This is a genomic window from Aeromonas sp. A35_P (genome assembly GCF_002259925.1).
Taxonomy (GTDB): domain Bacteria; phylum Pseudomonadota; class Gammaproteobacteria; order Enterobacterales; family Aeromonadaceae; genus Aeromonas; species Aeromonas dhakensis.
Window position 1 is genome coordinate 1 of sequence record NZ_NEVB01000189.1, and the last position, 11,520, is coordinate 11,520.

The 11,520-nt window shown below is 63.8% G+C and carries 8 protein-coding genes; all 8 read right to left on the minus strand.

Going from position 1 to position 11,520, the window contains the following annotated elements:
- Nucleotides 1–32: 32 nt before the first annotated feature.
- The 8 genes from hisIE to hisB all read right to left on the minus strand — a co-directional run bounded on the left by hisIE (nucleotide 33) and on the right by hisB (nucleotide 11,505).
- Nucleotides 33–668: a bifunctional phosphoribosyl-AMP cyclohydrolase/phosphoribosyl-ATP diphosphatase HisIE gene (gene hisIE / locus CAK78_RS12265; protein ID WP_094697450.1), complete on the minus strand. Its 636-nt coding sequence runs from the start codon at nucleotides 666–668 to the stop codon at nucleotides 33–35.
- Nucleotides 661–1,434: an imidazole glycerol phosphate synthase subunit HisF gene (gene hisF, locus CAK78_RS12270; protein WP_094697451.1), complete on the minus strand. Its 774-nt coding sequence runs from the start codon at nucleotides 1,432–1,434 to the stop codon at nucleotides 661–663. Before hisF ends, hisIE begins: the two co-directional genes overlap by 8 nt.
- 180 nt (nucleotides 1,435–1,614) lie before the next feature.
- Nucleotides 1,615–5,586 carry a PAS domain S-box protein gene (locus tag CAK78_RS12275; protein WP_094697452.1) on the minus strand — a complete coding sequence of 1,324 codons (3,972 nt, stop codon included), beginning with the start codon at nucleotides 5,584–5,586 and terminating at the stop codon, nucleotides 1,615–1,617.
- Nucleotides 5,583–7,736, minus strand: a complete 2,154-nt coding sequence (locus tag CAK78_RS12280; RefSeq protein WP_094697453.1) for a PAS domain-containing protein — start codon at nucleotides 7,734–7,736, stop codon at nucleotides 5,583–5,585. The genes CAK78_RS12275 and CAK78_RS12280 overlap by 4 nt, the downstream gene beginning before the upstream one ends.
- The gene (locus tag CAK78_RS12285) at nucleotides 7,729–8,838 is read right to left on the minus strand and encodes a response regulator (protein WP_094697454.1); all 1,110 of its coding nucleotides are present in this window, start codon (nucleotides 8,836–8,838) and stop codon (nucleotides 7,729–7,731) included. The genes CAK78_RS12280 and CAK78_RS12285 overlap by 8 nt, the downstream gene beginning before the upstream one ends.
- A 152-nt stretch (nucleotides 8,839–8,990) precedes the next feature.
- Entirely contained in the window at nucleotides 8,991–9,740 is a 750-nt protein-coding gene (gene hisA, locus CAK78_RS12290; protein ID WP_094697455.1) for a 1-(5-phosphoribosyl)-5-[(5-phosphoribosylamino)methylideneamino]imidazole-4-carboxamide isomerase, read from the minus strand.
- Between the two features lie 5 nt (nucleotides 9,741–9,745).
- Entirely contained in the window at nucleotides 9,746–10,375 is a 630-nt protein-coding gene (gene hisH / locus CAK78_RS12295) for an imidazole glycerol phosphate synthase subunit HisH (RefSeq protein ID WP_094697456.1), read from the minus strand.
- Nucleotides 10,375–11,505, minus strand: a complete 1,131-nt coding sequence (hisB, locus tag CAK78_RS12300) for a bifunctional histidinol-phosphatase/imidazoleglycerol-phosphate dehydratase HisB (protein WP_094697457.1) — start codon at nucleotides 11,503–11,505, stop codon at nucleotides 10,375–10,377. The genes hisH and hisB overlap by 1 nt, the downstream gene beginning before the upstream one ends.
- Between the last annotated feature and the right edge of the window lie 15 nt (nucleotides 11,506–11,520).

The following is an 11,520-nucleotide window of genomic DNA, read 5'->3' on the forward strand; positions in this document are numbered from 1 at the left end:
TAAAGCCGGGATAACCCGGCTTTATTATCAGTTTATTTGTTGTGGCGCTCGTAAAGCCGCTGCACCACATCCTTCAAACCCAGTCCCTCGTTTTGCAGCAAGACCGTGAGGTGGTAGAGCAGATCGGCGGATTCGTTGATAAGTTCCTCCCGATCCTTGGCCATGGCGGCCAGCGCCACTTCCACGCCCTCTTCACCCACCTTCTGGGCGATGCGTTTGGTGCCCTTGCCATAGAGGCTAGCAGTGTAGCTGGTGGTCGGATCCGCGCCCTTGCGGGCGGCCAGGATCTGCTCGAGCTCGGCCAGGAAGCCAAGCGGCGGCACGGGGTGGCCGTCGAAGCAGGAGGGATTGCCCAGATGGCAGGTGGGGCCGACGGGGTTGGCGGCGATCAGCAGGGAGTCCTGATCGCAGTCGGTGGTGATGGCGACCAGCTGGAGCACATGGCCCGAGCTCTCCCCCTTGGTCCAGAGGCGCTGTTTGCTGCGGCTGAAGAAGGTGACCTGGCCGGTCGCCAGAGTTTTATCCAGGGCTTCCCGGGTCATGAATCCCTGCATCAGCACCTCGCCGCTGGCGGCATGCTGGACGATGGCGGGGATCATGCCGTCACATTTTGCCCAGTCCAGGCGCTCGGCCAGCGATACGTCGTTGTTTACTGCTTGATTATTCACGGATGGCGACTCCTTCGGTTTTCAGCCAGCGTTTCAGTTCGGGAATGGGGATAAGGCCTTTGTGGAACACGGAGGCGGCCAGCGCCCCGTCCACGTCGGCGAGGGTGAAGGCATCACGAAAGTGCTCCATGGCACCGGCGCCGCCGGAGGCGATGAGCGGCACCTTGCAGACGGCGCGCACCAGCTTGAGCTGCTCGAGATCATAGCCCTGGCGCATGCCGTCCTGGTTCATCACGTTCAGCACGATTTCACCGGCGCCACGCTTTTGCGCCTCCTCGACCCAGTCGAGGGTATGCCAGGCGGTGGTGCGGGTGCGGCTCTCGTCGCCGGTAAACTGCTTGACCTGATAGTGGCCGCTCTGGGCATCAAAATAGGAGTCGATGCCCACCACCACGCATTGCACGCCGAATCGCTCGGCCAGTCGGGTGATGAGGCTGGGATCGGCCAGGGCCGGCGAGTTGATGGAGACCTTGTCGGCCCCGAATTCCAGGATCTGGCGGGCATCCTCGACGCTCTTGATGCCACCGGCGACGCAGAAGGGGATGTCGATGACCTCGGCCACCCGGCTCACCCAGCTCTTGTCCACCACCCGCTCATCGCTCGAGGCGGTGATGTCGTAAAACACCAGCTCATCGGCCCCCTCGCTGGCGTAGCGGCGGGCCAGCTCGACGATGCCGCCCATCACCTCGTGATTACGAAACTGCACTCCCTTGACCACCACGCCATCTTTGACGTCGAGACAGGGGATAATACGCTTTGACAACATGCTCGTTGCTCCATGTAAAGCACTGTTAAAACTAACGTTGTTGCCAACGGGCCTTGGGGCCCGGCGGCGAGTGAAAAAATGTCAATGGCATGCTTTAACAGCGGGTTCCTGTACGGGAGAAAAGACCGGATCCGGACGGTGTTTTCACGCGGGGGAACACCACTATATGCACGACTTTATTCAGTGATTCAACCCTTTATCCGCCCTGTTTGCCCCCTGGGATCCCTTGCTGCCATCGGGCTGGCGTGCCAGGGGTTCCCCATGAGCATCATCCGTTGCCAGCAGTGCCCGCAGAGTGAGCAGGGCCCCATCAAAGTCGAACACCTTGAGCTGACGGGCCAGCGTCTCGCCCTGAGTGCCCAGCGTGAGCATCAAGGGGGCGGCATACTGCTCGAATAGCGGCAGTACGGCGGTGTCGCTTTGCAGCAGCAGCTCTTCCATCTGACGCAGCAGCGGTTGCTGCCACTGGCCGCCAAGGGGGGCCGAGGTGGCGGGGACAGGGCGCTCCTCCTCTCCCAGCAGGTCGAGCAGCGCCGAGAGGTGGCGCTCGATGGGCATCATCAGCTCGGCCGGGGCCGGGCTCCCTTTGGCAAGGGTCTGCTCCAGCTGCTGACAGAGCGCGGCCAGTTCGACCAGCCCCAGGGTGCTGGCCACCCCGCGCAGGGTGTGCACCAGCCGGGTGGCAGCGGGCTTGTCACCGGTTTGCAGTTGAGCGGCCAGCTGCTGCATGTCCAGACTGTGTTCACTGGCGAAGTGGCGCAGCAGGGTCACGTATTTGTTCTGGTTGCCCTGCAACACCGCCAGCCCCTGTTGCAGGTCGAGCCCGGGCACCCCTTGCAGGCGGGCGAGGGGGCCGATCAGCAGATCGTTGGCTCGGCGTTGATAACCAGGTTTGGCGGCTGAGCTGTTGGGCAGCCACTGTTGCAGCGCTGCAAACAGGCGTGTCGGGGTGACCGGTTTGGCGATGAAGTCGTTCATGCCCGCGGACTCGCAGGCCCTTCTGTCCTCTTCGAAGGCACTGGCGGTGAGCGCCAGAATGGGCACCTTGTCCAAGCCCGGCAGCGCCCGGATGGCGCGGGTAGCGCTGTAGCCATCCATCAGCGGCATCTGTATGTCCATCAGGATAAGATCGAAGGGGCGCTGACTGACGCGCGCCAGCGCCTCCTGGCCGTTCACCGCCGTCTCTATGACCAGGCCGCTGTTGCCGAGCAGCTCCAGCACCACCTCGCGGTTGATGGCGTTGTCCTCCACCAGCAGCACCCTGGCGTGGTTGGCGAAAAAGAGAGCCTGCTGCACCGTCTGCTCAAGCAGGGCGGGCTGTTGTGGCTCGCCCACTCCTGCCGAGAGGCGGGCGGTAAACCAGAAGCAGCTGCCCTTGCCAAGGGTGCTGCTGACCCCCACATCCCCGCCCATCAGGGTGGCGAGCCGGCTGGTGATGGCGAGCCCCAGCCCGGTGCCGCCATATTTGCGGGTGGTGGAGACGTCCGCCTGCTCGAAGGCCTGGAACAGCTTCTCGGCCTGTTCCGGACTGATGCCGATGCCGGTGTCCTCCACCTCGAAGCGCAGCAGATAGTCGTTGCCAAGCTGGCGCTCCGGTCGTACCCGCAGGGTGACCGAGCCCTGCTCGGTGAACTTGATGGCGTTGGCCGTGTAGTTGAGCAGCGCCTGGCGCAGACGGGTGATGTCGCCGTGCACCCAGGCCGGGGTGTCGCCGATGTCGACTATGATGGTGAGCCCCTTGGCGCGGGCCTGCTCGCTCATCAGAGCGCTGACGTTGTCCAGCATGGCGGTGAGGGAGAAGTCGCTTTGCTCCAGCGCCATCTTGCCGGCATCGATTTTGGAGAGATCCAGAATGTCGTTGATGATGGTGAGCAGATGCTGGGCGGCGTTGTCGATCTTCTCCAGCCGCTCCTGCTGGGTGTGATCCGGCGTGTCGCGCTTGAGCAGATAGGTGAGCCCCAGAATGGCGTTCATGGGAGTGCGGATCTCGTGGCTCATGTTGGCCAGAAACGCGCTCTTGGCCCGGTTGGCGCTCTCAGCCCGCTGATGGGCCTGGGCCAGTTGCTGAGTGCGCTCGTCAACCATCTCCTCCAGGTGGTAGCGGTACTGGTCCAACTCCTCGCCGAGCTGCTTCTTCTCGGTGATGTCGGCCTGTACCGTCACGTAGTGGGTCACGACCCCGTTCTCCTGGCGGATGGGGGAGACGGTGGCTAGCACATGGTAGTGGGAGCCGTCCTTTCGTTTGTTGATGAACTCGCCGTGCCAGCGCTGGCCACGCTTGATGGCGTCCCACAGGGCGATATAGGTGGCCCTAGGGGTGAGGCCGGAGCGCAGCAGGGTCGGGGTCTGGCCGATCACTTCGCTCTGCTGGTAGCCGCTGGTGGTCAGGAAGGCGACGTTGACATACTCGATGCGGGCCTGGGTATCGGTGATGAAGACGCCGTCCGGGCTCTGCTCCAGCGCGAGCGACAGCTGACGCAACTGCTGCTCGGCCAGTTTGCGCTCCGTGATGTCCAGATGGATGCCTAGCAGGCGCAGCGGGCGCTGCTGGGCATCCCGATAGACGCTGCCCTTGCTGCTGAGCCAGCGCACCTCGCCGTCTGGCAGCAGGATGCGGAACTCGAGCTCCACCGGCTTGCCGCCGGCGGGAAGGTCTGCCAGCAGCTGGTCGATGCGCGGCTTGTCATCCGGGTGCAGGCAGCGCTGCCAAGTGTGGATCTCGCTGAGCTGCTCGGCGCTGCGGCCATAGAGGCGGGCGCACTCGGGGGAGAAGTAGAGGCGACCACTCTGGATGTTCCACTCCCAGATCCCGATGTGCGCCCCCTCCTGGGCCAGCAGCAACCTTTGCTCACTCTCGCGCAGGGCGCTGCTGGTGGTCTCGGCGCGGATGCGGGCGCTGATGGCGTCATCCATCAGATTGAGCGCCGCCAGTCGGGCGCGGCGCTGGGTATCGAGCGCTATCTGCTGGTTGTGCAGCAACTGCTGCTCGGCCAGCTTGCGCTCCGTGATGTCCTGTACCGTGCCGTAAAGCTCGACTATGGTCCCCTCGCTGTCTCGAAGCGCAGCCCCCCGGGCGATGATCCAGGCCGGCTCGCCCTGATCGTGGATCACCTCGGCGTCGCACTCGTAGGGCAGGCCATCCTGCAGGCAGCGCTCGACCGACTGGGCGATGGTTCGCCACCCCTCCTGGGTGAAATACTTCTTCACTTCGGGGTAGATGGCGGGGGGCAGGGAGGGATCGCGGCCATAGATGCGGTAGATCTCCGGCGACCAGAAGTGGCTGTCATCGGCGATGTGCCAGCGCCAGTTGCCGATCTTGGCCAGGTGCTGGGATTCACGCAGGATCCCCTCGTTGCGGCGCAAGGCCTCCTCCGCCTCCTTGCGCTGCTGGTTGTCCTCGATCACCGAGATAAAGTAGTCGGGCTCCCCCTTGAGGTTTTTGACCAGCGCCACCGTCAGGGTGATCCAGAGGATCTCGCCCCCCTTGCGCAGGTAGCGCTTCTCCAGGGTGTACTGCTGGCGTTCGCCGGCCAGCATCTGGGTCACATAGGTCTGGTCGATGAAGAGATCGTCCGGGTGGGTGATCTGCTGAAAGGTCATCCCCATCAGCTCGTCGGCCTGATAGCCCACCATGTCGCACAGCCGCTGGTTGACCCGCAGCCACTTGCCGTCGGGGGCGACCAGGGCAATGCCGACCGCCGCCTGTTCGAAGGTGGCCTGGAAGCGGGTTTCACTCTGTTGCAGACGGGACTGGATGCTGGCCAGCTCTTGCCAGCGTTGGGTCTCCCGGCTGCGGGAGTGGTGCACTGCGGCGCTCAGCAGGCTGATGAGGATGCCGTTGACCTCCAGAATGCCCCACTGCACCAGATCCTGGCCGGAGCCGATGCGCAGCTCGTGGACCGGGAGCAACACGAAGTAGGCCGTGAGCAGGCCGCTCATCAGGGTGCAGAGCAGACCGGGCAGCAGGCCGCCCAGCATGGCACAGACGATGATGGGCAGCATGAACAGCACCAGCAGGGGGCGCTCGCCAAAGGCGATGGGCAGCTGGACCCGGATCTGCAGCATCAGGACGGGCAGCAGCAGTGCCAGCAGGCAGACGCCCCAGCGCTGTTTGGTGGGGCGAATATGCCACAGCGAAGACCAGTTCATCATAGGGACTCTTCCGGCGGAGTGGGGGCCTGCGGATAGGGTGGCTGCTCTCCGAGCTGGAGCGACAGCTCATTGACCTTGTGCTTGAGGGCCAGCATGGCGAGCTCCCTGTCCACCATCACCTTGTTGAACCGCTCCAGCTCGTTGTTTTGCTGGCGCAGTTCGCTCGCCTGGCGGGTCAGGGCCTGTTCGACCTGCTCCCGCTCCGTGATGTCCAGCAAGAGGCCGAGCACGGCGGGCTGGCCACGGTAGTCGACGCGCCGGCCGTACAGCTCCATCTCGATGTTCTGGTGATCGTGATGCAGGGCGGTGAAGCGGGTGTGGATCTCGCTGTCTTCCTGCTCGCAGCGCTGCAGCTGTTCGGCCACTCTGGCGCTGTCCTTGGCACTGGCCAGGGCTGGCAGGGAGCCTATCTTCAGCAGCGCCGCGGTCGAGCCGTAGCCAAACAGGCGGGCAAAACCTGGGTTGATGTAGCAGAGCTGACCCTGCTGGATGATGTAAATGCCGGCCAGGGATTGCTCCACCAGGGCGCGGAACAATCCTTCACGCTCACGCAGGCCCGCCTCGGCCCGCTTGAAGTCGGTGATGTCGCGGGAGATGCCAAAGATACCGATCACCTCGCCGTCGCTGCCCTGCAGCGGCCCCTTGGTGGCGAGAAACACCCGCTTGCCGCCTGGCAGGGTCAGAAACTCCTCCTGGGTCTGCACCCGGTTGCTGGCAATCACCTGGCGGCCAATCTCCATCAGCATGCGCGCCTGGTCGGGGGGAAAGATGGCCGTGTCATCCTGGCCCAGCATCTCGCTGGCCGACTTGCCGACGAACTGGCTGGCTGCCCGGTTGAACAGGATGTACTTGCCCTCCAGATCCTTGGCGAAGATGGCGTCTTCCGAGCTGTCGGCGATGGCGGAGAGCAACTGCAGCGCCTGCAGCCGGCCGGCCTGGGACTGGCGAACCTGCTCGGCCATCTGCAGCCGGGTGTGCTGGCGCAGCAGCACTATGCCCGCATTGGTAATAAAGAGGGCAAGCAGGCCGATGAGTCCGATCCAGATGCTCTCTTTCAATACCGCGCGGTTGAGCTCCGCCTCGTCTATCTTGGCCAGCAGGTACCAGTTGGTGCCCAGCACCGGACGGGCGGTGCCAAACACCGGCACGTTGCGATAGTCCCGGCCAAAGAAGATCGCTTTGGCCTGGGCGTCGTGATCATGGCGCAGGTACTGGGCCGCCAGCAGCTCCTTGCTGCTGGCCGGCAACTGCAGGGTGAGGGCTGAGTCCGGACGATAGCGAACGTCATTGATGAACTGGATCTGCTCGCCGTTGCGGCGAAACAGCAGGGCCTCGCCGCTGCTGTCCGGCACCGGCCAGGTCTTGAGAATGCTGTTGAGGGGCTCGCTGCTGCTGATCTGCAGCACGATCAGGGGGGGCTTACCGTCGGTTACCGGCAGGGGAGCGATAAAATCGAGCCGGGCATGCCCTTGCTCGTCCAGGTAGGGGCCCACCCGGGTGATGCGCCCGGCGTTGACACTGGCCAGGGCATTGCGCAGCGCACGGTTGAGGCCGCTGGCCCCCTGCGTCTGCCACAGCACCTCGCCACTCGGCGCCAGCACGGTGGCGGCGCTGAAACGGCGGATGGAGAGAAACTCATCGAGTCTGGCCATCAGGTCGGCCTGGCCGCCATGGCTGGTCTGGGCGTCGTGATAGAGGGCGCCATAGAGCGGGTTTTCGAGCAGGATGTGGGCGTCGAATTCGCGGGAGTTGAGCCACTCGGTGATGCGCTTGCCTTTGAGGTCGGCGATGGTCTCGAGCCGGGTCGCCTCCTTGTCCTGGGTCAGATTGATGTTCTGGGCGATGGCCATGGCAGTCAGGGCGATGATGAGGCCATTGAACAGCACGAAGGGGAGCAGTTGGCGCCTCGATGGCGTGCTGCTGACGGTGGGCTGATCGATGCGCCGGCGCAGCATGGCGTAGAGCAGGGTGGCGGTGATGACAATGAACAGCCACCCCTTGATGGTACTGGCCAGTGCAAATTGCGCCGGGGTGCTGAACAGCCACTCCACAGCCTTGTCGGAGAGCAGGATCCACAGGCTCGCCACGGCGGCATAGGTGAGCACCACATTGAGCACATGGGCCCGGGTCAAGGGCGGCCGTTCAGCCATGAGGGACCTCGTTGTCGTCCTTGTAGCGCTCGGCGATGGCGATGAACTCGTCGAAGTGGCTGTCAAAGGCGGTCACCACGTCCGGGTCGAAATGCTGGCCGCTGCCGGAGAGGATCAGGGCGCGCGCCTCGTCATAGGGCATGGCCGCCTTGTAGACCCGCACGTTGATGAGGGCGTCGAACACGTCCGCCAGCGCCATCAAGCGGGCCGAGAGTGGAATGGCGTCCCCCACCAAACCGTCCGGATAGCCGCTGCCGTCCCACTTCTCGTGGTGCCAGTGGGCGATCTCCTTGGCCAGGGTGAGAAATACCAGTGGCTGATCGATGTCCCGCTCTGCCTCCTCGATGGCATCGCTGCCGAGCTTGGCGTGGGTGCGCATGATCTGCCACTCCTCGGGCGTCAGCTTGCCCGGTTTCAGCAGGATCTGATCCGGTATGCCCACCTTGCCGATGTCATGCAGCGGGGCCGAGCGGCTCAGCAGGTCAATGTAGCGGGGGGTCAGGGTCTCGGCAAAGCGGGGATGGGTCGACAGCGCGCTGGCCAGCTGCCTGACATAGCCCTGGGTGCGCAGGATGTGATTGCCGGTTTCGGGGTCGCGGATCTCCGCCAGATGGGCGAGGGCGCGGATGGAGACCTGCTGGGTCAGATCATTTTCCGCCATGCGCCGTGCCACTTCGGCCTCCAGCGCCGCATTCTGGTTTTGCAGACCGTCGCGGGCCTGCTTGGCCTCCAGCTGGGTGCGCACCCTGGCCTGGACGATGGCGGGTTTGATGGGTTTGGTGATGTAGTCGGCGGCTCCCAGCGACAGGCCGTACTCTTCGCTCTGGGGATCGGCGAGGGCGGTGAGCAACACGACCGGGATGCGGCTGGTTTGCCCGTTGAGACGCAACTGCTTGAGCACCTCGTAGCCGTCCATGCCAGGCATCATCACATCCAGCAGGATGAGGTCCGGTGTGATCTTGCCGGTGGCGATGCGCAGGCACTTCTCTCCGCTCTGGGCCGCGAGCACCCGGTAGGTGGAGGAGAGCAGGTCGGTCAGCACCATCAGATTCTCGGGGGAATCGTCGACAATCAGGATGGTGGCGGAGTGAGCTGTAAACATGGATCCTCCGTGACGTTGTCTCAGTGAGTTGGAGTATAGAGTCAATTGTTACCAGGTAATAAAGACTTACCCCGATTTACCCCTTGCTGGAGAGAGGCCCGGCAGGCGGGCCTTCACCAGTCAACGTCAGGAGGTTGTCTGCTGTGGCGGGATCAGCCGGCGCTGTCGTGACTGCCCCAGCAGGCGATGGCGTCCCCCACCGAGAACTTGCCCTCCAGCAGGGCGCGACCGAGGATGATCCCCTTGACCCCTGAGCCCTTGAGGGCCTCGATATCCTCGATGCCGCCAATGCCGCCGGAGGCCTGGAAACCGACGCTCGGGTAGCGGACGCAGAGATCCCGATAGAGTTCGACGTTGGTACCGGCCAAGGTGCCGTCACGGCTGATGTCGGTGCAGAGCACGTGCTTGAGCCCGGCGGGCAGGAAGCGCTCGATCAGTGCCTCTATGGTTACTCCGCTATTCTCCTGCCAGCCGGCTACCGCGATATGGCGATTGCCCTGGGCGTCGATATTGACGTCCAGTGCCAGCACGATGCGCTCGGGGCCGTATTTCTCCATCCAGTTGGCCACCAGATCCGGCGATTTGACGGCGGTGGAGCCGATCACCACCCGGCTGGCGCCGGCGGCCAGCAGGTCCGCCACATCCTGCTCGCTGCGCACGCCGCCCCCCACCTGCACCGGCGCCTCGGTGGCCGACAGCAGTTGGGCGATGAGGGGGAGCTGGCGCGCCTTGGCATTCTTGGCACCGTCCAGATCCACCAGGTGAAGCTGCACCGCCCCCTGGGAGACATATTCGTCGAAGCGGGCCTGCGGGCTGTCGCTGTAGGCGGTCTTCTGGCCGTAGTCGCCCTGATAGAGCCTCACGACTTGGCCGTTAATCAGATCAATGGCTGGGATAATCATCCTTGTTAAAGCTCCAGAAAGTTTTGCAGTAGGCGGGCACCGGCCGCACCGGATCGCTCCGGGTGGAATTGGGCGCCAAAGAAGTTGTCACGACCGACGATGGCGGTAAACGGCTGGCCGTAGTCGCAGGTGGCGATGGTGGCGTCGGTCACCTCCAAGGCGTAGGAGTGGACGAAATAGAAGTAGCTGCCGCTTGGAATGCCCTTGAGCAGCGGGTGGCTCTCGTCGTGCTCCACCTGATTCCAGCCCATGTGGGGCAGGCGCAGGTTGCCCACCTCCATCAGCCGGATCTTGCCCGGCACTATGCCGAGGCAGTCGATAAGCCCGCCCTTGTCTTCGCCCTCACTCATGATCTCTTCGGAGGCCTCCGCCAGCATCTGCATGCCGAGACAAAAGCCCAGCAGTGGCTGTTTGGCGGCGCGAATGAGTGGCACCAGATTGCGCTCGTTGAGGTTCTTCATGGCGGCCACCGCGGTGCCGACCCCGGGCAGGATCAGCTTGTCGGCCGCTTCGATGTCGGCCGCCTCGCGGGAGACCCGAGGCTGCATGCCGAGACGCTCGAATGCCATGCGCACCGAGGCCAGATTGGCACACCCCGTATCGATGATGACCAGCTTCTGCTTGCTCACATCCATCACAGCACCCCCTTGCTGGAGGGAAGCTCGCTCCCTTCCACCCGAATGGCCTGGCGCAGGGCACGGCCAAAGCCCTTGAACAGCGCCTCCACCTGGTGGTGGGTGTTGCCGCTGCCCACCTTCATCTGCAAGGTGATGGCCATGGCGTCCGAGAGGGAGCGAAAGAAGTGGGGCACCATCTCGGTGGCCATCTCGCCCACGTTGTCGCGGCCAAAACCGCTCGGACAGTCGAACACGAAGTAGGGGCGGCCGCTCAAATCCAGCGCGGTGGCCACCTCCTGCTCGGTGAGCGGGGTCTCTTCATCCGCACGCGGGCGGCCATCGATCACCGCCTGTACCTCGTCCATCGCCAGCACGAAGCCGAAGCGGCCGATGCCGCGCTTGTTGCCAAGGGCCTGGCGCAGGGCCTGACCGAGGGCGAGGCCGACATCTTCCACCGTGTGGTGATCGTCGATATGCAGATCGCCGCTCACCTTGAGCTTGAGCCTGAAACCGGCGTGGGTGGCTATCTGATCCAGCATGTGATCAAAGAAGCCGATGCCGGTTTCAATCAGGTTGCCGCCGCTCTTGTCTAAATCAACCGCCACCTGGATGCGGGTCTCCTTGGTGTAGCGCTCTACCTCGGCAACTCGTCCTTTGGAGAGCAGCTGATCACGGATGGCGAGCCAGTCGTGATCCTGCGGGTGGTAGCGAATACCGCGAATACCCATGTTGTCGGCGAGCTGCAGATCGGTCTGTCTGTCACCAATCACGAAGGAGTTGGCAAAGTCGATGCGACCGGAGGCGAGATACTCCTTCACCAGGCCGAGGTGGGGCTTGCGGCAGCTGCAGCCGTCGGTGGGGAAGTGAGGGCAGATCAGCACCTTTTCCCAGCTCACTCCTTGCGATTCGAACAGGTGCATCATCAGGTCGTGGGGCGGCTGGAAGTTCTCCAGCGGCAGGCTGGCGGTGCCCAGCCCATCCTGGTTGGTCACCATCACCAGCACGTAACCGGCGGCCTGCAGCTCGCGCAGCACCGGGATCACCATGGGCTCGAAGCGCAGCTTGGCGAGGCTGTCCACCTGCTTGTCGGTCACCGGCTCTTCAATCAGGGTGCCGTCGCGGTCGATAAACAAAAACGGGGTCTTCATCGCTACATCCTTGTC